This window comes from Oceanisphaera marina (assembly GCF_014643915.1).
GTDB lineage: Bacteria > Pseudomonadota > Gammaproteobacteria > Enterobacterales > Aeromonadaceae > Oceanimonas > Oceanimonas marina.
This window is the reverse complement of the sequence record NZ_BMKE01000005.1, coordinates 1-22,199: the sequence shown is the minus strand read 5'-3', so window position 1 is coordinate 22,199 and position 22,199 is coordinate 1. Positions and strand designations below refer to the sequence as shown.

At 54.8% G+C, this 22,199-nt stretch carries 18 protein-coding genes, 1 pseudogene and 1 other annotated feature; of the genes and pseudogenes, 18 read left to right on the top strand and 1 reads right to left on the bottom strand.

The window, feature by feature from the left end; translation table 11 throughout:
* Window positions 1-42: 42 nt before the first annotated feature.
* From IEW52_RS04225 to IEW52_RS04215, 3 genes are all read left to right on the top strand, one after another.
* A complete protein-coding gene (locus IEW52_RS04225) occupies window positions 43-1,041 on the top strand; it encodes a TAXI family TRAP transporter solute-binding subunit (RefSeq protein WP_188628830.1) in 999 nt (332 codons plus the stop codon).
* A gap of 69 nt (window positions 1,042-1,110) precedes the next feature.
* On the top strand, window positions 1,111-3,039 hold the full coding sequence (locus IEW52_RS04220; protein WP_188628829.1) for a TRAP transporter permease: 1,929 nt from the start codon (window positions 1,111-1,113) through the stop codon (window positions 3,037-3,039).
* A 137-nt stretch (window positions 3,040-3,176) separates the two neighbouring features.
* Window positions 3,177-4,046, top strand: coding sequence for a LysR substrate-binding domain-containing protein (locus IEW52_RS04215; RefSeq protein WP_188628828.1), 870 nt, complete (start codon window positions 3,177-3,179; stop codon window positions 4,044-4,046).
* Between the two features lie 29 nt (window positions 4,047-4,075).
* Here IEW52_RS04215 and IEW52_RS04210 read toward each other — a convergent pair whose 3' ends face one another.
* On the bottom strand, window positions 4,076-4,798 hold the full coding sequence (locus IEW52_RS04210) for a ZIP family metal transporter (RefSeq protein ID WP_188628827.1): 723 nt from the start codon (window positions 4,796-4,798) through the stop codon (window positions 4,076-4,078).
* Window positions 4,799-5,048: 250 nt separating this feature from the next.
* On the opposite strand from IEW52_RS04210, the gene hglS reads away from it, so the two are divergent.
* The 15 genes and pseudogenes from hglS to IEW52_RS04135 all read left to right on the top strand — a co-directional run bounded on the left by hglS (window position 5,049) and on the right by IEW52_RS04135 (window position 21,940).
* Complete coding sequence (gene hglS, locus IEW52_RS04205; protein WP_188628826.1) at window positions 5,049-6,464, top strand: 2-oxoadipate dioxygenase/decarboxylase HglS; 1,416 nt, start codon at window positions 5,049-5,051, stop codon at window positions 6,462-6,464.
* Window positions 6,465-6,601: 137 nt separating this feature from the next.
* A complete protein-coding gene (locus IEW52_RS04200; protein WP_229667784.1) occupies window positions 6,602-7,615 on the top strand; it encodes a TAXI family TRAP transporter solute-binding subunit in 1,014 nt (337 codons plus the stop codon).
* Window positions 7,616-8,006: 391 nt separating this feature from the next.
* Window positions 8,007-8,125, top strand: a sequence feature (His leader region).
* Window positions 8,126-8,180: 55 nt separating this feature from the next.
* Complete coding sequence (gene hisG, locus IEW52_RS04195; protein ID WP_229667795.1) at window positions 8,181-9,077, top strand: ATP phosphoribosyltransferase; 897 nt, start codon at window positions 8,181-8,183, stop codon at window positions 9,075-9,077.
* Between the two features lie 3 nt (window positions 9,078-9,080).
* Window positions 9,081-10,318 (top strand): annotated as a pseudogene (gene hisD / locus IEW52_RS04190) (histidinol dehydrogenase).
* The gene (gene hisC, locus IEW52_RS04185; protein ID WP_188628824.1) at window positions 10,315-11,373 is read left to right on the top strand and encodes a histidinol-phosphate transaminase; all 1,059 of its coding nucleotides are present in this window, start codon (window positions 10,315-10,317) and stop codon (window positions 11,371-11,373) included. The pseudogene hisD and the gene hisC overlap by 4 nt, the downstream one beginning before the upstream one ends.
* Window positions 11,374-12,459, top strand: coding sequence for a bifunctional histidinol-phosphatase/imidazoleglycerol-phosphate dehydratase HisB (gene hisB / locus IEW52_RS04180; protein ID WP_188628823.1), 1,086 nt, complete (start codon window positions 11,374-11,376; stop codon window positions 12,457-12,459).
* Between the two features lie 23 nt (window positions 12,460-12,482).
* Entirely contained in the window at window positions 12,483-13,073 is a 591-nt protein-coding gene (gene hisH / locus IEW52_RS04175; protein ID WP_188628949.1) for an imidazole glycerol phosphate synthase subunit HisH, read from the top strand.
* Between the two features lie 3 nt (window positions 13,074-13,076).
* Entirely contained in the window at window positions 13,077-13,814 is a 738-nt protein-coding gene (gene hisA / locus IEW52_RS04170) for a 1-(5-phosphoribosyl)-5-[(5-phosphoribosylamino)methylideneamino]imidazole-4-carboxamide isomerase (protein WP_188628822.1), read from the top strand.
* Complete coding sequence (hisF, locus tag IEW52_RS04165; protein WP_188628821.1) at window positions 13,796-14,569, top strand: imidazole glycerol phosphate synthase subunit HisF; 774 nt, start codon at window positions 13,796-13,798, stop codon at window positions 14,567-14,569. Before hisA ends, hisF begins: the two co-directional genes overlap by 19 nt.
* A complete protein-coding gene (gene hisIE / locus IEW52_RS04160; RefSeq protein WP_268236643.1) occupies window positions 14,562-15,179 on the top strand; it encodes a bifunctional phosphoribosyl-AMP cyclohydrolase/phosphoribosyl-ATP diphosphatase HisIE in 618 nt (205 codons plus the stop codon). Before hisF ends, hisIE begins: the two co-directional genes overlap by 8 nt.
* A 536-nt stretch (window positions 15,180-15,715) precedes the next feature.
* Window positions 15,716-16,741, top strand: a complete 1,026-nt coding sequence (locus IEW52_RS04155) for an extracellular solute-binding protein (protein ID WP_188628820.1) — start codon at window positions 15,716-15,718, stop codon at window positions 16,739-16,741.
* A gap of 167 nt (window positions 16,742-16,908) precedes the next feature.
* Window positions 16,909-18,525 carry an ABC transporter permease gene (locus IEW52_RS04150; RefSeq protein ID WP_188628819.1) on the top strand — a complete coding sequence of 539 codons (1,617 nt, stop codon included), beginning with the start codon at window positions 16,909-16,911 and terminating at the stop codon, window positions 18,523-18,525.
* A complete protein-coding gene (locus IEW52_RS04145; protein ID WP_188628818.1) occupies window positions 18,494-19,543 on the top strand; it encodes an ABC transporter ATP-binding protein in 1,050 nt (349 codons plus the stop codon). The genes IEW52_RS04150 and IEW52_RS04145 overlap by 32 nt, the downstream gene beginning before the upstream one ends.
* A gap of 143 nt (window positions 19,544-19,686) precedes the next feature.
* The gene (tus, locus tag IEW52_RS04140) at window positions 19,687-20,592 is read left to right on the top strand and encodes a DNA replication terminus site-binding protein (protein ID WP_188628817.1); all 906 of its coding nucleotides are present in this window, start codon (window positions 19,687-19,689) and stop codon (window positions 20,590-20,592) included.
* A 157-nt stretch (window positions 20,593-20,749) separates the two neighbouring features.
* Window positions 20,750-21,940, top strand: coding sequence for an amino acid aminotransferase (locus IEW52_RS04135; protein ID WP_188628816.1), 1,191 nt, complete (start codon window positions 20,750-20,752; stop codon window positions 21,938-21,940).
* Window positions 21,941-22,199 lie beyond the last annotated feature (259 nt).

The following is a 22,199-nucleotide window of genomic DNA, read 5'->3' as shown; positions in this document are numbered from 1 at the left end:
ATGAAATGGACAACGAGCTCGGCTGATAAGGACATTGAACCCATGAAAAAGACACTACTCGCTGCCGCTACCCTTACCCTATCGACCGCACTGATCGGCTGTGATGCCGGTAGCAGCAAAGCCAATATTGCTATTGGTCCCGCCGCCAGCACCACCCAGAAAGTATCGCGCATGGTATTAAGTACCTACGGCATAGAAGAAGGCGATTTCAACGCCTATCAGGAGCGTTTTGGTGATGCTCTGGACGGCGTGCAGGATGGCAATATCGATATGTCCATCGGAATCATGGGGTTGCCCGCTGGCAGCATCGAAAGCCTGCAAGCTTCTTCTGGTGACGTGGTGATGTTGAGCCTCTCTGACGAAGTCGTCGATAAAATCGAAAAAAACAGTGACTATCGCCGCTTCATCATCAGTAAAGACAGCTACAAATTCTTGGAAAATGACGTTCAGACCATCGCCGCCTTCGCGGTCATGATGGGTAATACCAATACTATCAGTGAAGAAATGGGCTATCAGCTGGCCAAGGTCATGTACGACCAGGCCGACCAGATCACCCATTCTCAGGCCAAGTTTCTAACCATTGAGCACGCACTCAATGGTAGTGATTCTCTTCAAATCCACCCGGGTGCCAAGCGTTTTTATGAAGACAAGGGGCTGACCGTGGATATGCCGGTCGCTAAACTCGGCGACATCACCGCCAAACATGAGTTTATCCTCGGTACCGGCAGCCAGGGCGGTACCTATTACCCACTGGGTGGCGAAATTGCCACTACCTGGAACAACAATATCCCTGGTGCCAACTTCACCAACGTGGAAACCAGTGCGTCCATCGAAAACCTGGTCAGCATCCGTGACGGCAAGATGGATCTGGGTATGTCGGTTCACGTTCCGGCCCGCAACGCCCGAGAAGGCAAGGCTGAGTTCGAAGGTTCTCCGGTCGATAACGCCGCCTTTATCGGCCAGATCTACCCGGAAGTGGTTCAGATCGTCAGCCGCGCCAGCAATAAAGTCTCTTCTTTCGAGAGCATCAAGACAAAGTAATCGATCCCGGTCTGGATTGAGGTGGGCATTCGTGCCCGCCTCTTTTTATTTGGTTAATGGAAATCTGCTATGGATAACACTCAAACACCTGAAGCACTGCTCGAGAAATACGACAAAGAGTCGGCCTTCAGAAAAAACATTGGCCGTTGGGGATGGGTAGTCACCCTGTTTGCCGTCGCCTTGACCAGCTTTCACCTCTACACCGGATACTTCGGCACCCTCCCCACCCAAAAGCAGGGCGCAGTCCACCTCGGCTTGGCCTTGGGTATGATATTTTTGCTGTATCCGGCCAGTCGCCATGGCATCAAACGTAATGGTGTGGTCTGGTACGACGTAATCCTCGCCTTCGTCGCGACTTTCACCGCCTATTACAAGATCCTGTTTTTCAACGAAATTCTGCAGGGACGCGTCACCGGCTATTCGACCTTTGACTTGGTTATGTCGGTTTTAGGCGTGCTGTTCGTTCTGGAAGCAACCCGACGCACCGTGGGCATGCCCATTGTTATCGTGGCCTCACTCGCCATCGCCTATGCCTTATTCGGTAACTTTATCCCGACCCGTATTCTGTCTCACCCCGGCTTTGAACTGACTGATGTCTCGGTCAGCCTGTGGTTCCGAGAAAGTGGTATCTTTGGTACTCCCATCCAGATTTCTGCCAAGTTCATCTTCCTGTTCCTGTTCTTCGGCGTAGTACTGACCCGTACCGGCGTAGGTCAGTTCTTCAATGATCTGGCCTTTGCCTGCACCGGCCGCTTTACCGGTGGTAGCGCCAAGGCCGCGGTCATTGCCAGTGCCTTTCAGGGCATGATTTCCGGCAGCTCGGTCGGCAATACCGTCGCCTCCGGCTCTTTCACCATTCCGATGATGAAAAAGGCCGGATTCAAACCCGAATTTGCCGCTGCCAGCGAAGCCGCAGCCTCGACTGGCGGGCAAATCATGCCGCCGCTGATGGGGGCTGCGGCCTTTATCATGGTGGAGTATATCGGCGTGTCTTATGCCGAAATCATGATGGCCGCCATTATTCCCGCCATTCTCTATTTCAGTGGCATCTTTATTGGCGCTCACTTCGAAGCCAAAAGGCAAGGCATTCTGGGAATTCCCAAAGATCAGCTGCCAAGCAAGTTGGGTCTGCTCAAGAGACAGGGTTATATGCTGCTTCCCTTGGTGGTGGTGGTCGGCACCATACTCGTCGGTTTTACCGCCCAGCGAGCAGCACTGCTTGGCATCGCTGCCGCGCTGATCGTCAGCATGGTAAAAAAGGAAACTCGGCTGTCACCCAGGGCTTTACTGTCGCTACTTGAACAAGGCGCACGAGTGGCTTTGCCCGTGATCGCCGCCGTAGCCACTGCCGGCATCATTGCCGGCGTGGTCGGCATGACCGGCCTGGGCTCCAAGTTTGCCGCCGGTATCATTAACTTGGCCGATGGCACTCTGATCCTTGCGCTTATTTTTACCATGGTCGCCTGTATCATACTGGGTATGGGGCTGCCGACGACCGCCAACTACGTGGTGACGGCGACCATAGCCGCACCGGCGTTGATCAACGAGTTTGGCCTGGCACCCATTTCTGTGCACCTGTTCGTATTCTATTTCGGCATAGTGGCAGATATTACCCCACCGGTGTGTCTCGCTGCTTATGCCGGTGCCGGTATCGCCCGCGCAAACCCGATGAAAACCGGAGTAACCGCAGTCAAGCTGGCTATAGGAGCCTTTATCATTCCTTATGTGTTCGTCTACAACCCAATACTAGTGATGGTGGACGTAAACCTGCCGGAACTGATCATGGCGTTGGCATTAGCCCTGCTGGGCATGATGGCCATCAGCAGCGCTCTGATCGGTTATTTCATTCGTCCTTCCTCTCTACAGGAAAGAGTCATGATGCTTGCAGCTGGCCTGGCCATGGTGATTCCCGGCGCAATCAGCTCTGGCTCGGGTCTGGCGCTGATTGCAGCTTGCTATTGGCTACAACGCCAGCGACCTGCACTGGCTACCGTTTAAACAATAGCAAGGCGTGGGAAGCCTCTCCCACGCCTTGCTATTTCACTCCCCTATCTCTATTCCTCAGGCTTCAATCAATACTCAAGCTATCAAGGCACAGGTATGATGATGCCCCAACTCTTTCGATGAACGGATTCATGCGCTACCTACCTTCTATTACAGCCATACAGTGTTTTGAAGCTGCCGCAAGGCATCTTAGCTTTACCCGTGCGGCAGATGAACTCAGCCTTACTCAAAGTGCCGTCAGCAAACAGGTGGCTCAGCTGGAATCCTTTCTCCATCGCAAGCTATTCCGGCGGGTACGGCGCTCTCTGTGTCTGACCCCGGAAGGCACCATTTATATCAGTGAAGTACGCAAAATTCTGGTTCAATTGGAAATGTCCTCTCAATACATCATGTCCTACAACAATCATCTGGATGTGCTCAAGATAGCGACCCTGCCAACGTTCGGTACCCGTTGGCTGGCACCAAGACTGACCGGCTTTCTCGACCGCTACCCCAATATCAGCCTGAATTGCTGCGAGAAAGTCGACACCTTCGATCTGGACAAGGAAGGCATCGATATCGCTTTTTTTTACGGTCACGGTAGCTGGCCCGGCCTGGAATGCCATCGATTATTTGATGAAGAAGTGGTCCCCGCCTGCGCTCCGACGCTGCTTAATGGCCAGGGTATGGAATCACCGATGGACCTGACTCGTTACCGACTAATGCATCTTTCTACTCGCCCCCGGGCGTGGCACGACTGGTTTGCTTCCCAGAGCCTGACCACGGAACACAGCTATCAAGGCAACCTCTTTGAAACCTTCCATATGCTGATCCGAGCCACTATAGCAGGCACCGGTATCGCTCTGCTCCCGCGCTTCCTGATTGAATATGAGCTTGCACAAGGAGAACTTGTCATTCCATGGTGCCATTCACTGAACAGCGCCAACGGCTATTATCTGGCCTACCCGGAACGAATGGGGGAGGTAAACAAGGTCCGGCTGCTTGTCGACTACCTGTTATAGCTACTTGAATAACAATCCAACTGCCTCTGCTAGCCGTGCGCCGTCATCATATGCCCTGCGACTCCCAGCACAAATCCCAACACGGCGCCCAAAGGCGGCGCCCAGTGCTTGTCCAGCACCGCTTGCGGGGCTATGTCCTGAAACACCGAATATAAAATGCCACCGGCGGCAAACAGCATGATGCCCGCGACCAGCCCTGGCGAATCGGCCAGCCAAACATAACCGGACAAGCCCGCCACTGGTCCCAGCAAGGCCATCACGGCAAACGTTATAATGATTTTTTTACCCTTGAAGTGACCCGACTCCCCCAGTTCACGATAGGCATTAAATCCTTCCGGCATATTTTGCAACGCCATCAATACCGCCAGCAAGATGGCATTGCCGATACCACCAATGGCCAATGTCGCGCCCAGCGCCAGCGATTCCGGAATAAAGTCCGATAACATGGCGGCCAACTGGCTGGCCGGGGTATTTAATTTATAGAGCAGTACATCCAGTGCCATAAAGGCCACTCCACCCGCTCCAAAGCACAAGACGGCATTGCTGATCGATAGCTGGGACGTGCCCTCTGGCACCAGCACCAGGGCCACCGCCGATAACAAGGCACCACCACCAAAGGCGGCCACTCCGTGACGAAACTCATCTTCCAGCCAGTTGGGCCGCACATGTTGCTTGCTGCCGGCAAACGCCCCCAGCGGCATGGCCATACCCGCCATCAGGGTGAGTCCCAAAATAATGAACACTTCACTCATCACTATCACTCCTCATATCAACACTTTCCATTTGGCTCTTGTTATAGCCCTTAGTTAGCATATCTCTGCGCCAATAGATAATGTGACGCGCCATTTTGCGGTGCAAACTCACTCTGTAGCCAGACATTAAACACCCGGGGTGGTAGAAATGAGCGAAGGGGACTAAGGTGCAAAGGGTATTTACTCATGGCTTGGTTACCCCTTGGTTTTCACGCTTTCTTGTCATTATTGAATGAAGGACAGTCACCCTATGGCACTGAATGTATTTATGTCTCCAGACGATATTCGCACTCTGTTTTCTGATGCCATGTCACGCATGTATCAGCAAGAAGTGCCGCAGTACTCCACCCTGATGAAGCTGGTTGCCGAGGTCAATCACGAGACTCTGGATGCCGACGCCCAATTGGCACAGCAACTGGCTGCAAATAATGAACAAACCCGCCTGAGTGTCGAGCGTCATGGGGCCATTCGGGTAGGAAGTGCCGCCGAGTTGAACATGCTGCGCCGCATTTTTGCCATTATGGGCATGGCGCCGGTCAGCTATTACGATCTGTCATCCGCCGGGGTGCCGGTACACTCAACGGCCTTTCGCCCCGTAAATGAAACGTCGCTGCAACAGAATCCGTTTCGTATTTTCACCTCCCTGCTCAGGCTGGAGCTGATTGCCGATGATGACTTGCGGGCGCAGGCCGCCGACATTCTGGCCAAACGCGATATTTTTACCTCCAAGGCTCGCTTGCTGGTCAGTCAGGCCGAGGCGGTAGGTGGCTTGAGTGCCGGCCAGGCACGACAGTTTGTTAGCGAAATACTGGAGACCTTTCGCTGGCATCGTCACGCCACCGTCAGCCTGGCCAGTTATCAGGCGCTGCGCCAGGCTCATCCACTGATTGCCGACGTCGTCTGCTTTGCCGGGCCCCATATCAACCATTTAACGCCCCGTACTCTGGATATAGACGCCGCCCAGCAAAAAATGCCGGCCATGGGCATTGCCCCGAAAGCCGTTATTGAAGGTCCGCCCCGTCGCCAGTGCCCTATTTTATTACGACAAACCAGTTTTACAGCCCTGGACGAACCTGTGATGTTTACCGATGCACAGGCAGGTACCCACAGCGCGCGCTTTGGCGAAATTGAGCAAAGAGGCATGGCGCTCACCCCCAAGGGTCGCGCCCTGTATGACGACTTGCTCAATCGTGCACGTCAGGCACCTGCGGCCGAGAACAATACCGAACATCAGCACCAGCTCGCCGAGGTGTTTGCCCAATTTCCCGACGATGAGCACAGCCTTCGGGTTCAGCAACTGGGCTATTTTCGCTATCAGCTAACCGATGCCGGGCGCCAGCAAGTCGAGCTACATAACCCCCAACTGCACAACATCGTGATGAGCCAGGATCTGGAACCCCTTATCCAACAGGGCTGGGTGTGTGCCACGCCCATTACCTACGAAGATTTTCTTCCCGTCAGTGCCGCCGGTATTTTTCAATCAAACCTGGGGTCCAGCCACTATGAAGCCTATGGAGAAAACGCCAATCAAACGGCCTTCGAGCAGGCACTGGGCTGTGCGGTATTAGGCGAGTTTTCGCTGTATGCCAAACAACAGCAAGATTCAATAACCCAGCTCATCGATATCCTCTCGGGTGAGGACACGGCATCAGACATCTCGTCTTGATCCGGGTTGGCCAGGCAGCAGTTAAAGATAAAATACCTGACTTGCCATTATGTATTTCTTTAACTGCATTCTCTTAGTCATTGGCTGCATATCGCGGTAAAATGGCCGGACTGCCTGGCGAATAAGGATATTGATAGATGATAACGATGTGGGTGAAAACAAGACGGCGGCTTGCCGTCGCGATCACCTTGGCAACGGCGCTTAGCGGTTGTGATGCTCAAGACAACAAGGCCAATATTGCATTGGGGCCCATCTCCAGCACGACCCAGCAAGTCTCGCATTTAATACTGAATGCATACGGGATCAAAGATACCGACTACCACGGCCACTCAATGCGCTTTGAAGATGCATTGAAAGGGGTCGAGGAAGGAAGTATCGATCTTTCGATGGCATTTCTGGGATTACCCACCAGCGGCATAGACAGCCTGCAGGCCGCCACCGGCGATGTGACCCTGCTGAGCCTGTCCGACGCGGTGCTGACACAGATAGAAGAAAACACTGATTATCACCGTTACACCATTACCAAAGACAGCTATAACTTTCTAACTGAAGACGTGCACACTCTGGCCGCCTATGCGGTATTAATGGCCAATACCCATACCATTAATAACGAAATGGGTTATCAGCTGGCTAAAATCATGTACACCCTGGCCGAACAACTGCCTCATGCCCAGTCTCGATTTCTGACCCTGAGAAACGCGCTCAACGGCGGCAAAAACCTGCTCATTCACCCGGGAGCCAAACGATTTTATGAGGAGCAGGGGTTGACCGTCACCATGACCGAAGCCTCACTGGATGAGGTGAACGGGAAGCGGGAGTTCATTTTTGGTACCGGTAGCCAGGGGGGAACCTATTACCCTCTGGGAGGCGAATTAACCACACTGTGGAATAAACAACTGCCCAGCGTGAATTTCACCAATGTTGCCACTCAGGCATCCATTGAAAACCTGTACAGCATCGCCGACGATAAAATCGACTTGGGCATGGCCATCAACGTATCTGCGCATCAGGCTCAGCAAGGCGTGGGCGAATTTGCCGATGCCAAGGTAGACAACGCCGCCTTTATTGGACAACTCTACCCCGATGTATTTCAAATCGTCGGCCGCACGGGGAATCGCATTTCGTCTTTTGCCGAGATTACAACCCCCTAAACCGCGCTGTGTTAAAACAAGCGCCCTCCTCTGATAAACGTTTGAGTCATCCTTGCCGCTCTCATGCTCTGTGTGAGAGCGGCGAGCATGAGAACGAGAAAAGGTCCGGCATTTGCTGTCTTCACATTGGTGACCGGGTTCAGGCTGGATGACGAGATATAACTCCAGCCGACTGTGAATAATTATGTATATTTACTGCCAAAAACAACATTCCCCCTATAGTTCACTAGCCTGCCGGTAAGCAAGCACCGCATTCTCAATGTTGATCATAATGGCCGTGATAACTTTCTTGTGATCTGGGGTTGGCAAACCAGGGTGGGCTTGCTAATGTGGGCGCAGACCGATTAGAGAGACAGGCCACAATATTTATGAACTTCCTGCAAAACGCCAAGCATCACCATCATCATCCCGATTAGGCTTTCAGATTTTTTCTGGAAGGCTCAACGCTTGGCGGCTTCCAGCAGGACAAATATATAACCCTCGGAAGCTTTGCTCCGGGGGTTTTTTCATTTTTAACGCCAATTTTTTATTTTCAAAGTGACACAAGGAATCGCACAACATGACATTGGATCAAACTCGTTTACGCATCGCTATTCAAAAATCCGGCCGACTCAGCAAAGAGTGTCAACGCATGCTTAAAGGCTGTGGCGTCAAACTCAATCTGCGCGAACAACGCCTGATTGCCCACGCCGAAAACATGCCAATCGACTTGTTGTTGGTGCGTGATGACGATATTCCAGGCCTGGTCATGGACGGTGTGGTAGATCTCGGCGTAGTGGGCGAAAATGTGCTGGAAGAAACCCTGATGGAACGTCAAGCCCAAGGCGAAGCGGCCGATTACAGCGTGCTCAAGCGTCTGGACTTTGGCGGCTGCCGCCTGTCGCTGGCGGTATCACAAGATGCCGACTACTCCGGTGTTAACAGCCTGGAAGGCAAACGAATTGCTACCTCCTACCCCTGGTTGCTGAAGCGCTACATGGATAGCCAGGGCGTCAAATTCAAAAGCGTCATGCTCAATGGCTCGGTTGAAGTCGCCCCCCGTGCCGGCGTGGCCGATGCCATTTGCGATCTGGTGTCTACCGGTGCCACCCTGGAAGCCAACGGCCTGGTGGAAACCGATGTGATTTTCCGCTCCAAGGCGGTGCTTATTCAAAGCGCTACTCCCCTGGCTGCCAGCAAGCAAGCGGTGATCGACCGTCTGCTGCCCCGTATTCAGGGTCTGCAACAGGCTCGCGAAAGCAAATACATCATGCTGCACGCCCCCAAAGAACGGCTGGAAGAAGTGATCGATCTGCTGCCCGGTGCCGAGCGCCCCACCATCATGTCGTTGGCCGGCGAAAGCAATCAGGTGGCCATTCACATGGTAAGCAGCGAAGACATGTTCTGGGAAACCATGGAAGGCCTAAAAGAGCTGGGGGCCTCGTCCATTCTGGTGCTGCCCATCGAGAAGATGATGGAGTAAACCATGAATATTTTCGATTGGAACCAGTTAAGCAAGACGGAGCAAACGGCGGCACTGCGCCGCCCGGCGCTGGCACAAGGTGGCCGGGAAGGTCTGGTAGCGGACATTATTGCCAGGGTGCGCAGCGGCGGCGATGCCGCGCTGATCGAACTGACCCGCACCCTGGACAAGGCCGAGCGCAGCACGCTGCAATTATCCGCTCGGGAAATTGACGATGCCGCCAGCCGCGTCAGTGACGAGCTGAAAGCCGCCATTGAACTGGCCATCACCAATATTGACCGCTTTCACCGCGCCCAACTACCGACGCCCATCGTGCAGGAAACCAGCCCGGGCGTACGCTGCGAGCTGCACTTTCAACCCATTGAAAGCGTCGGTTTGTATGTCCCCGGTGGCAGTGCCCCACTGGTGTCTACCGTGATGATGCTGGCCATACCGGCACGGCTGGCCGGTTGCGAGCGCGTGGTGCTGTGCTCGCCGCCGCCCATCAACGACGCCATTATCTATACCGCTCGTCGTTGTGGCGTGGATGCCATCTACACCCTGGGCGGCGCCCAAGCCGTAGCCGCCATGGCCTATGGCAGTGACACCGTAACCAAGGTGGACAAGATATTCGGCCCGGGCAACACCTGGGTGACCGAAGCCAAGCGCCAGGTCTCATCCGACGCGACGAACACGCCGATGCCGACTTTATTGCTTCCGATCTGCTGTCTCAGGCCGAACACGGCCCCGACTCACAGGTGATTCTGGTCACCCCCAGCCAGGCACTGGCCGAGCGGGTCAACATTGCCCTTGAGCAACAACTCGCACAATTATCCCGTGCCGAGATTGCCAGCCAGGCACTGGCCGAAAGCCGCACCTTTATTTGTACCGATCTGGAGCAGGCGGCAGCCATTTCCAACGCCTATGCTCCCGAGCATTTGATCGTACAAACCAGCGATGCCCGCGGCTTGCTGCCCAGGCTGAAAAATGCCGGTTCGGTCTTCCTCGGTGCCTGGACCCCGGAGTCGGTGGGCGATTACGCCAGTGGGACCAATCACACCCTGCCGACCTATGGCTATTCTCGTACCTATTCCAGCCTGGGGATTGCCGATTACCAGCGCCGTTTTACCGTGCAGGAGCTGACCCCGGCCGGCCTGCAAGCCATCGGTCCGGCGGTTGAATTACTGGCGGCCACAGAAACCCTGGATGCCCATAAAAACGCGGTAAGCCTGCGGCTTGCCAAACTGGAGAAGCAAGCATGAGTCTTACACAGTTAGCTCGTCAGCAAGTACAAGGGCTTACGCCTTACCAGTCGGCTCGACGCATTGGTGGCCAGGGGCACATCTGGCTGAATGCCAACGAGGCCGCCGACAGCGGCGAGTATCAGCTGGACTGTTCGCGCCTTAACCGTTACCCCGAGTGCCAGCCCCCTCAGGTCGTGCATGCCTATGCCGCCTACGCCGGCGTGAGCCCCGAACACATATTGGTGAGCCGTGGCGGTGACGAAGGCATAGAGTTGCTCATTCGTACTTTTTGCGAGCCCGGGCAAGACAATATCGTCATCTGCTCGCCCACCTACGGCATGTATGCCATTAGTGCCGAAACCAACGGCGTGGGCATTATCGATGTGCCGCTCGACTCACAGCGCCAGCCCGACTTCGACGGCATTATTGCCAAGCTTGATAACACAAAAATCGTGTTTTTATGCTCGCCCAACAACCCCACCGGCGATCTGGTCGACAGTAAAGGGTTATGCCGTTTGCTGGATGCCGCCGAAGGGCGCGCCCTGGTGGTGGTTGACGAAGCCTACATCGAGTTTTGCCCCGAGTTCAGCCAGGCCGGTTTACTGGCCGACTACCCGCAACTGGTGTTGATCCGTACCCTGTCCAAAGCCTTTGGCCTGGCCGGTTTGCGCTGTGGCTTTACCCTGGCCAACCCGGAAGTGATCGGTTTACTGCTTAAAGTCATTGCCCCCTACCCTATCCCTGAGCCGGTAGCACAAATTGCCGCTCAGGCGTTAAGTGAGAATGGGCTTGCCACCATGCGGGCGCGCGTCGCCGATATTAACCGGTTGAAGGCATCCCTGGCCAAGCAATTGCACCAGCATCCGCAGGTTCAAGAGGTGTTTGCCCCCAACGGCAACTATTTACTGGTGCGTTTCAGTCAGGGCGCGGCCTTGTTTGCACGCATGGCCAAGGCCGGTATTATATTGCGGGACTTTGCCAGCAGACCCGGTCTGGCAGACTGCATTCGGATCACCATCGGCACTCAGACCGAGATGGACGCGGTACTCGACGTACTGCAACAGGAGCAATAAGTGACTAAGGAACGTATTTTATTTATCGACCGCGACGGCACCATGGTAGAAGAGCCGGCGATTGACAAACAGCTGGACCGCCTCGACAAGCTGGCATTTTTACCCGGCATGATCCCGGCGCTGCTGACATTACAGGATGCCGGCTACAAGCTGGTAATGGTCACCAATCAGGATGGCCTGGGTACCGACAGCTTCCCTCAGGCAGACTTTGATGCCCCTCACAATCTGATGATGCAGATCCTGACCTCCCAAGGGGTACAGTTTCAGGACGTGTTGGTCTGCCCGCACTTTCAGGAAGACGACTGTGCCTGCCGCAAACCGCGCCTGGGCCTGGTAAAAGACTACCTGCAGGCGGGCCGCATCGACTTTACCGACTCCTGGGTGATAGGCGATCGCCAAACCGACATGCAGCTGGCCGAGAACATGGGGCTGCCCGGCCTGCACTATGGCCACGGTGACGTGGGCGAGGTAAAACTGGGCTGGCCGCAAATAGTGTCCCGACTGCTGGGGCGAGGCCGCACTGCCGCCGTCACACGTACCACCAAAGAGACCGACATTCGTTTGTCGCTGGATCTCGATACCCAGGGTGGCAGCCAGATCCACACCGGCCTGAACTTTTTTGACCACATGCTGGACCAAATTGCCACCCACGGCGGATTTCAGCTTAACGTGCAGGTTGACGGTGATCTGCACATAGACGATCACCATACGGTGGAAGATACCGCCCTGGCGCTGGGCGAAGCCCTGCGCAAGGCCCTGGGCAACAAGCGCGGCATCGGTCGGTTCGGGTTTGTACTGCCCATGGACGAATGCGAAGCGGCGGTCACCCTGGACTTGTCCGGCCGTCCTTATATGAAGTTTGAAGGCGAGTTTCGTCAGGACAAGGTCGGCGATATGTCGGTCGAAATGGTGCCTCACTTCTTCCGTAGCTTAAGCGACAGCCTGGCCGCCAATATTCACCTCAAGGTGACCGGCGATAACACCCACCACATGGTGGAAAGCACCTTCAAGAGCTTTGGTCGCGCCCTGCGCCAGGCGTTAAAAGTGGAAGGCAATGAACTGCCTTCCAGCAAGGGGGTCTTGTGAGCCAAGTCAGCAACAACCAAGCCATCAAGGTCGTTATTATCGACACCGGCTGTGCCAATCTGTCGTCGGTGCGCTACGCCATAGAACGGCTGGGCTACAGCGTGACCGTCAGCAAGGATCACGAGACACTGCTGGCCGCCGACAAACTGCTGCTGCCCGGCGTGGGCACCGCCCGCGAGGCCATGAAAAACCTGGCCGAGCGTAATCTGATTGAACTTATCGGTCAGTTACATCAGCCCGTACTGGGGATTTGTCTGGGCATGCAAATGCTGGTGCAGCACTCGGCAGAAGGCGACGTTGATTGTCTGGGGCTGATAGCCGCCGATTGTGACCACATGGAAGGCAGCGAAGGCGTGCGTTTGCCGCACATGGGCTGGAATCAGGTGACCCCCATGCCCGGTCATCCGCTGTTTAACGACATTCCCGAGGGCAGCTTCTTCTATTTCGTGCACTCCTATGCGGTGCCGGTGGGCGATTATACCCTGGCCAGCTGTCAGCATGGCCCGGCCTTCAGTGCCGCCATTGCCCAGGCAAACTTCTTTGGCGTGCAGTTTCACCCCGAACGCTCGGGGGCTGCCGGTGCCCAACTGCTGAAAAACTTTCTGGAGCTGTAACACATGATTATTCCTGCCATAGACCTGATTGGTGGAAAGGTAGTACGCCTGTATCAGGGCGACTACCAGCAAAAAACCGAATATAGTGCCTCACCGCAAGAGCGGTTCGACCTTTATGTGGCCGAAGGCGCGACTCAGCTGCACCTGGTGGATCTGGACGGCGCCAAAGACAGCAGCCAGCGCCAGCTTGAAGTGATAAAGCAACTGATTGAAAACACCCCGGTACCGGTGCAGATTGGCGGCGGCATTCGTCGCGAGCAAGACGTAAAAGATCTGCTCGACATTGGTGCCCAGCGGGTAGTGATTGGCTCCACCGCGGTCAAGCAACCCGAGCTGGTCACCAGCTGGATCAAGCAGTACGGCCCCGACCGTATCGTACTGGCGCTGGACATCAACATCACCGCCGACGGCGAAAAGAAAATTGCCATTGCCGGTTGGCAAGAAGACAGCGGCATCACCATCGAAGCCCTGCTCGAACATTACCTGCCGGCGGGCCTGTGTCATGTATTGTGTACCGACATTTCCAAAGACGGCACTCTTACTGGCTCAAACGTCGCCCTGTATCGTGAGCTGGCGGCGCGTTACCCCACCATTTTATGGCAGGCCTCCGGTGGCATCGGCAATATCGGTGACGTAGAAGCACTTAAAAATACCGGCGTGGCGGGGGTGATCCTGGGTCGCTCTTTGCTGGAAGGTAAATTCACCGTGGCGGAGGCAATTTCATGCTGGCAAGACGCATAATTCCGTGTTTGGACGTCAAGGATGGCCTGGTGGTCAAGGGCGTCAAGTTTCGTAACCACGAAATTATCGGCGATATAGTGCCGCTGGCACAACGCTACGCCGCCGAAGGGGCCGACGAGCTGGTATTTTATGATATTACCGCCAGCAGCCAGGACCGCGTGGTCGACAAAAGCTGGGTCAGCCGCGTGGCCGAGGTGATCGATATTCCCTTCTGTGTGGCCGGTGGTATCAAATCCATCGCCGATGCGGCACAGATTCTGGAGTTTGGCGCCGACAAGATCTCGATCAACTCTCCTGCGCTCAGCAATCCGGCGCTGATCACCGAGCTGGCCGACACCTTTGGCGTGCAGTGCATCGTGGTGGGTATCGACTCCTACTTTGACGACGCCACCGGCACCTATCAGGTGCACCAGTTTACCGGTGACGAAAGCCGCACCCAGGTCACCAAGTGGAGCACCCTGGACTGGGTTGAAGAAGTGCAGCGCCGCGGTGCCGGTGAAATCGTGCTGAACGTGATGAATCAGGACGGCGTTCGCCAGGGATACGATCTTGAGCAACTGCAAAAAGTGCGCGCCATGTGCCATGTGCCCCTGATTGCCTCGGGCGGTGCCGGTGAAATGTCGCACTTTAAAGATGCCTTTTTGCAGGCCGATGTTGACGGCGCGCTGGCCGCGTCGGTATTTCACAAAGGCATCATCGATATTGGTGAGCTGAAGCAGTATTTAAGACAAGAAGGAATCGTTATTCGTGACTGATAGCAGCAAGTTTACGCCAGCGCAGCTGGATTGGGAAAAAGTCGACGGCCTGATGCCGGTCGTCGTGCAAGACTGCCACAGCGGCCGCGTGCTGATGCTGGGCTACATGAATCAGGACGCCCTCGCCCAGACGCTGGAAAGCAAGAAGGTCACGTTTTTCAGCCGCACCAAAAACCGCCTGTGGACCAAGGGCGAAAGCTCGGGTCATTTTTTACAGCTCATCGACATCAGCACCGACTGCGACAACGACACCCTGCTGGCACTGGTCGAGCCCATCGGCCCTACCTGCCATTTGGGTCATGTGTCTTGCTTTAACCAGCAAACCTTGCCCGATCTGGCGTTTTTGTCTGAACTTGAGCAAGTGATAGCCAGCCGCAAGGGGGCCGATCCCACGTCCAGCTATACCGCCAGCCTGTATGCCAGCGGTACCAAGCGCATCGCACAAAAGGTGGGTGAAGAAGGGGTAGAAACCGCCCTCGCCGCCACCGTGCATGATCATGACGAGTTGGTGAACGAGTCGGCCGACTTGCTGTATCACCTGACGGTGCTGCTGCAACAAGAAGGCCTGCAGTTAAGCGACGTGATCGCCAAGCTGCAACAACGCCACTAAACACGGCGGCAAGCCATAATCGGTAAGCGATACAGACCAAAACACCGTTTCGTGTAGACGTTATCGCTTGCCGCCTTACCGGGCTTGCCCCGGTATCTTGACAAGGTCCCCACCACGCAAATCAATAGGCGCGCCTGCAAAGTATTCCTCCTGACGATGCAGGGCACATTTTTGTATAACTCACCACTGCGCCACCAGTAAAATTATGTTAAATAAAGGCAATTAACCTTCATTGATCATCTGCTTTTAATCCCAGATTTTCAGGGCTTTAACCTAAGTACAACCAACACCACCACCAAAAACAGACCCCCTATCGTTTGGCTACAAAACAACGTGCTAACTGCCAACGTCCGCTTATTGCTTGACATGAGTCGGCTGTATGATAAATTTCATGACGATTGAGAACTATTTGCATTGTCAAAAATACTAACTATAGCTACCGTGCCCCCGCGCAATTGCCCTGCGACCCAGTGGCACGTTTACCTGCGCCTTTTACCCATAACTTGTATCTATAAAAAAGAGAAAGGATGTTTATCATGCCGAATGCTGCCCAGCGCGTATCCAAAGCTGGCTCTAAAATCAGCGCCATTGCCTTAACGACCATGATGCTGTTCAGCCCGCTCACTGCGAATGCGGCGTTAACCATTTATAATGGCCAGCACAAAACGGCGACCATGGCACTGATTGATGCCTTTACCGCCAAGACCAATATCGAGGTGGAAACACGCCAGGGATCGAGTAACGAGCTGGCGCACCAGGTTGTAGAAGAAGGCAAGCGCTCGCCAGCCGATATTATTTATACCGAAGAATCCACGCCCTTGATCATGCTGGCCAATAAAGGCCTGCTGGCCCCCATTGATGCCAAGGCGCTGCAGAATATTCCCGCCGAATACCGTGATCAGAATGGTTACTGGGTCGGCTTGCTGGCCCGCTCTCGGGTCATTGCCTATAACAAGGACAAAATCAGCCCACAACAGCTGCCCACCTCGGTACATGATCTGGTTGACACTAAGTGGAAAGATCAGTTTGCCTTCGTTAAAACCAGCGGTGCCTTTCAAAAGCAGCTGTCCGCCATGATCAAGCTGGAAGGCAGAGAAAAAGCCAAGACCTGGTTGGAAGGGCTGAGCAGAAACGGCAAGGTCTACCGCCACAACAAGGCGGCACTGGATGCGGTTGAGCGCGGTGACATTCCGTTTGCCCTGATTAACAACTACTACTGGGACAGCATGGCCCGGGAAAAAGGCGCCGATAACCTGAACTCGAGTCTGTATTTTATGGGCACCCACGACCTAGGCGATCTGGTGACGGTATCCGGTGCGGCTATTCTGGCGTCGAGCAAAAACCTGGACGAAGCACAGCAGTTTATGGCCTTTGCCACCGGTGAAGAAGGCCAGAAGATTCTGACCGATAAAAGCGCTCAATATCCGCTGAACCCGAATGTAGACACCAACGGCCTGAAGTCGTTTTCGGAATTGACGCCGCCCAACGGTACCCTGGATTTGGGTGAATACAGCGACGGAAAAGCCGCCATCGATCTGCTGCAAGAAGTCGGCCTGCTATAAGCTGCTCCCTCGCCCTGCAAGGATACGGCCGGGGACGTCGCCAGACGCCTCCGGCCGTTTGGCCGTGGGTTGAAAACAGTGAAAAGTGAGGCCTGGTGTGTTTACTCCCCGACACACCACCCCTCACGTTTTATTGACAAGAATGAACAAAAGAATCGAGACCCGTAATGTGTCGTCAAGTTGCCCATAAAAAACGTACCACTGCCATTCCGCTCGGCCTGCTGTTGCCGGTTACCTTGTTGGTGTTGCTTACCGGTCTGCCGCTGTTGTATATCGCCTTGCGAGCACACGAAGCCGGCCTAGAGCATGCCCTGGGTCTTGTGTTCCGCTCCCGCGTCTATGACCTGCTACTGAATACGCTGAAACTGGTCATGGTGGTCACCCTGCTCAGTAGCCTGATCGGCGTAACCACCGCCTGGTTGGTTGAACGTACCGATCTGCCCAGACGCAAACTGTGGAATGCGCTGCTCACCCTGCCCTTTGCCGTACCGGCATTTATCAGCAGTTACAGCTGGATTTCCATTTTTCCGGGGCTAGAAGGCTTTGGCGGCGCCATTCTGGTGCTGACCCTGTGCAACTATCCACTGGTGCATCTCCCCGTGGCCGCCGCCCTGCGCGGTATGGATCCGGCACTGGAAGAAACCTCCCGTTCGCTGGGTTTTAATCGTACCCAGACCTTTTTCAAGGTGATTTTTCCCCAGCTGCGCCCATCACTGTTTGGCGGTGCCGTGCTGATTGCCCTGCATATGTTGGCCGAGTTTGGCGCCCTGTCTTTTTTGAACTACGAAACCTTTACCACCGCCATTTTCGACCAATATTACGTGGCATTCGACGGCGCCTCGGCCGCCATGCTGACCCTGGTATTATTGCTGCTGTGCCTGGGGCTGCTGGCTCTGGAGTTACTGATCCGCGGTAAAGCCAAATACGCCATTTCGCGCAAAGGTAGCCCCGGCATGCTGGAAAACATTGCCCTGGGGAGGAGCAAGCCATTGGCCATTGCCGGACTGCTGGTACTGACGGTGCTGGCAGCCGGCGTGCCGCTGGGCATTATCGGCTATTGGTTGTTCACCGGTACTTCCAGCGTCGTGCATGTTCATGACGTGTTTACCGCCTTGACGACCACTCTGAGCTTTGGCCTGGGGGGCGCCGTGCTGGCCATTGTATTTGCACTGCCGCTGGTATTTTTGGCGGTGCGCTACCAGGGTAAACTGGCCACACTGGCTGAACGACTGCCTTACTTTATTCACAGCCTGCCCGGGTTGGTGATTGGTTTGACGCTGGTGTTTTTTGCCATTCGCTATGCCTATCCGTTTTATCAAACCACGCTGCTGCTGCTGATTAGCTACACCATGCTGTATTTACCACTGGCCCAGTCGTCTATTCGCGCGGCATTGATGCAGGTATCGCAACAGCTTGAAGAAATGGCCCGTTCGCTGGGCAAGGGGTCATTCAGTGTCTTCGTTCGTATTACCCTACCCCTGATCGCACCCGGCGTGGGCGCGGGACTGGCGTTGGTGTTCTTGCAGATCATGAAAGAGCTGACCGCCACCCTGTTACTTCGCCCCACGGGCGTCGATACCCTGGCCACCAAGGTGTGGGAGCATACCGCCAATGCCGAATTTGGTGCCTCTGCCCCCTATGCCGCCTTACTGATACTGGTCTCCGGCCTTCCGGTTTATCTTTTGACCATGCGCTCCTTTACCCAAGGCAGTAAACAGCCAGCACTCCCTCTTACAGCAGAAAAGGCAGACTATGAAAAAGTTAATCATCCAGCACGTGTCTAAGCAGTTTGCCGACGTACATGCCCTGCACAATGTCAGCCTGGAGCTGGAAGAAGGCAGCATGCTGGCGGTATTGGGGCCCTCTGGCTGTGGTAAAACGACCTTGTTGCGCTCGATTGCCGGCTTTGAAACCCCGGACGCGGGCAGCATTACCATTGATGGCCACACCGTGTTCAACGGCAAGACCAACATCAAGCCCGAACAGAGAAAAATTGGTTATGTGCCTCAGCACGGGGTGTTGTTTCCGCATTTGAGCGTGGAGAAAAACATCGCCTTTGGCTTGAGTGGTTCAGGCCAGCCTTATAAAGAGCAAAAAGCCCAACGGGTGGCCGAGATGCTGCAATTGGTGGGCATGGCCGGTCTGGGCAAGCGACTGCCCCACGAGCTGTCTGGCGGCCAGCAGCAGCGAGTGGCACTGGCGCGCGCGCTTGCACCGGCACCGTCACTGGTGTTACTCGACGAACCCTTTTCTGCCCTGGATGCCGGCTTGAGAATGGCGCTGCGAGAAGAAGTCACCGCCACCTTGAACCAGATTGGCACTACCGCCATTTTGGTCACCCACGATCAGGAAGAGGCGCTGTCGATGGCAGACAGAGTGGCCGTGATGCGCCGGGGGCGGTGCGTGCAAATTGCCGATCCTGTGTCTTTGTATAAATACCCCGCCGACATCCAGGTGGCCCGTTTTGTGGGTGAGGCCGTGACCCTGACGGCAACAATAGACAATGGCCATGCGCACAGCTGCTTTGGCCCCTTGCCTTTGGCGCCAGGCTGCCCGTTGGATAGCACCTCGGCCACCATCATGATCCGCCCCGAACAATTTGTGCCCGGTGCACCGGCCGAACAACAACTGACCGGTCATGTAGTGAAGACCATTTATTATGGGCACAATGCGCTGGTGCATATAAAAACCGATGCCCGGTTTGGCGCACAAGACATACAGATGCGTGTTAGCGGTGCCCACACCTATGCCCCCGGTGACGTTGTAGGGTTGAAAATTGTCGGCGAAGTGATGGCATATTGATGATGGCAAAGCGTTACGGGAGCGACCCGCGAAAGCATTAACGCTGTCTTTGTATTTTTATAACCCGCTAGACTGAATCGACTTGCTGTTGTTTGGTCTGACTGCTAGATTAATCAACAAACATTGTATGTTGGCATAATAATATGTTTACACTGGCAGCTCGCTTAACCCATACCTTTACCGAACTTGAACTCGCCATGGCCGAGTTAACCCAGCTGGTGGGCGATACAGCCAACACCACTCCAGTACATGCGGGCTGTTTTTCGCTGCCGCCGGTGGCGACCGGCGACGAGCACGACCCGGTATCCCATATCAGCGTTACTCGCCTGGATGGTGACGAGGCAATCACGGCGGCGTTGGCCGGTTTTCGGCAATGGTTTATTCAAGCCAACTGTTCGGCTAAAGCCAGCTTTCGCCTGCCCGGCTACCTGGTGTTGCCAGCCGCCAGCAAGCCGGAACTAGAAGCCCTTCTCGAGCGAATAAATGCGCTAAAGACACAATTCAAAACACAGGTACAGGAAGCGGGCAACCGAGATCAAAAGTTTACCCTGGTACACAACACCCTGCCCGGCCTGATCACCTTGCAGGTGTATCGTCATTTGGTGCTGTTGCCCCATGCGGTATCTCGGCTGGGCTTCACCTGGGCCAACAAGCAGATCATTCAAAAAGTCGATAAGGAAACTCTGATCCAGCAACTGACCGCAGCCCGCCTGTCGCCGCCGGCCCTGACCGATGCCCAAACCTGGCTACGATGCGTAGACCGGGAAATTTATGACGTAAAACGTCTGCCTGCCAGCGTTGAACTGCGCTTGCGCCGCCCGGTAAAAACCCATCCCATGGCAAACGTTCGCTGGCGTGAAGAGCTCACCCCGCGCCAGCAACAAGTAAAGGCCCACCTGCCCCTGCTGCTCTGCCAGGATGAGCTGCCCGCCATTACCGCACTGGGCAACTACCCGCCAGAAAAAGTACGTAAACGCCGCGCGGCTTCCATTACCGATGAGCCCTTGATTCCACGACTGCATATTTACCCTTATCAACCAAAAACATAAGGCGCCAAGCCGTCTGGTGCGCCCTACCAGCAAAAGGTCGGGCCAGTAAGAATGTTAAAAGCCGTTTTTTAATGGCGGCGCAAATGATATAAATAGGTGTCGCCTAACACTATTGGTCGTCACCTAACATCATTAACTACAAGGATTGAATAGTATTATGTTTGAGAAAGTCACCGCTGCACCGGCCGACCCTATTTTGGGCCTGACTGACACTTTTCGTAACGATCCTCGTACCGATAAAATCAACCTGGGTGTAGGCATCTATAAAGATGAAGCAGGCCAAACTCCTGTTCTGCGCTGCGTTAAAAAAGCCGAAGCCCGTTTGGTAGAAGAGCAAACCACCAAAAACTACCTGAGCATCGAAGGCGTGGCAGCTTATGCCAGCGTGGTACAAAAACTACTGTTTGGTGAAAACGCCTCCATTATCGCCGAGCAACGTGCACGTACTGCACAATCACCAGGCGGCACCGGTGCCCTGCGCATTGCCGGCGAGTTTATTGCCCGCCAGCTAGACACCAACACCATCTGGATCTCCAACCCTACTTGGGCCAACCACAGAGCCGTGTTCAGCGCCTCAGGTCTGGATGTGAAAGAGTACGGCTATTATAACGCCGACACCAAAGACCTGGACTTTGACGCCATGCTGGCAGACCTGGCACAAGCCAAGGCTGGTGATGTAGTATTGCTGCACGGCTGCTGTCACAACCCTACCGGTATCGATCCAACTCCGGCCCAGTGGGAACAGCTGGCCAAACTGGCTGCCGATAAAGGCTGGTTGCCGCTGTTTGACTTTGCCTATCAGGGCTTTGGTCAGGGCATAGACGAAGACGCCTACGGCCTGCGCGTGTTTGCCGAACATAACGTAGAGCTGCTGATTGCCAGCTCTTTCTCCAAAAACTTCGGTATGTATAACGAGCGCGTGGGTGCCTTCACCCTGGTAGCCAAAGACGCCGACACCGCCAACACCTCGTTCAGCCAGGTTAAAGGCATTATTCGCGCCATCTACTCCAACCCACCGGCTCACGGTGCCAACGTCATCGCCATGATTGCCGAAGACAAAGAGCTGTATGCCGACTGGTTGGTAGAACTGGCCGAAATGCGCGACCGCATTCAGGAAATGCGTACCCTGTTCGTGGAAAAGCTGGCCAGCCGCGGTGTCAATAAAGATTTCAGCTTTATTGCCCGCCAAAACGGCATGTTCTCGTTTTCCGGCCTCAACAAAGAACAGGTTGAGCGACTGAAAAACGAGTTTGGCATCTACATTGTTGGCTCTGGCCGCATTAGCGTGGCCGGTATTACCAAGTCGAACATAGACGCCTTGTGTGACGCCATCGCCGCCATTGTTTAAGCACCGCCGAATAGCAAAAAACCCCGCACTGCGGGGTTTTTTATTGCCTGTCATATAGCCGAATATCGTTGAACAAGATACATGCCATTCTTAGAGCCGGATCACCCAGCCATTATTGGCCGCTCCTTGTGCCTTGCCTTTGGCCTTGGCTCGAGTAACAGTTCACCCAGAGTGGCTTGACGCACACAATTCTTCAGGAATGGGGTAATTCGTTTTTTCGATGCAGGCGCGGACCACGGCGCGTAACCATTCCTGAGGA

Excerpts from the sequence above, each read along its gene's own strand:
- IEW52_RS04145 (WP_188628818.1), top strand. The coding sequence starts at position 18,494 with ATGAAAAAGTTAATCATCCAGCACGTGTCTAAGCAGTTTGCCGACGTA.
- IEW52_RS04220 (WP_188628829.1), top strand. The coding sequence starts at position 1,111 with ATGGATAACACTCAAACACCTGAAGCACTGCTCGAGAAATACGACAAA.
- hisC (WP_188628824.1), top strand. The coding sequence starts at position 10,315 with ATGAGTCTTACACAGTTAGCTCGTCAGCAAGTACAAGGGCTTACGCCT.
- IEW52_RS04135 (WP_188628816.1), top strand. The coding sequence starts at position 20,750 with ATGTTTGAGAAAGTCACCGCTGCACCGGCCGACCCTATTTTGGGCCTG.
- IEW52_RS04200 (WP_229667784.1), top strand. The coding sequence starts at position 6,602 with ATGATAACGATGTGGGTGAAAACAAGACGGCGGCTTGCCGTCGCGATC.
- IEW52_RS04215 (WP_188628828.1), top strand. The coding sequence starts at position 3,177 with ATGCGCTACCTACCTTCTATTACAGCCATACAGTGTTTTGAAGCTGCC.
- hisF (WP_188628821.1), top strand. The coding sequence starts at position 13,796 with ATGCTGGCAAGACGCATAATTCCGTGTTTGGACGTCAAGGATGGCCTG.
- tus (WP_188628817.1), top strand. The coding sequence starts at position 19,687 with ATGTTTACACTGGCAGCTCGCTTAACCCATACCTTTACCGAACTTGAA.
- hglS (WP_188628826.1), top strand. The coding sequence starts at position 5,049 with ATGGCACTGAATGTATTTATGTCTCCAGACGATATTCGCACTCTGTTT.
- IEW52_RS04225 (WP_188628830.1), top strand. The coding sequence starts at position 43 with ATGAAAAAGACACTACTCGCTGCCGCTACCCTTACCCTATCGACCGCA.
- hisA (WP_188628822.1), top strand. The coding sequence starts at position 13,077 with ATGATTATTCCTGCCATAGACCTGATTGGTGGAAAGGTAGTACGCCTG.
- IEW52_RS04150 (WP_188628819.1), top strand. The coding sequence starts at position 16,909 with ATGTGTCGTCAAGTTGCCCATAAAAAACGTACCACTGCCATTCCGCTC.
- IEW52_RS04210 (WP_188628827.1), bottom strand. The coding sequence starts at position 4,798 with ATGAGTGAAGTGTTCATTATTTTGGGACTCACCCTGATGGCGGGTATG.
- IEW52_RS04155 (WP_188628820.1), top strand. The coding sequence starts at position 15,716 with ATGCCGAATGCTGCCCAGCGCGTATCCAAAGCTGGCTCTAAAATCAGC.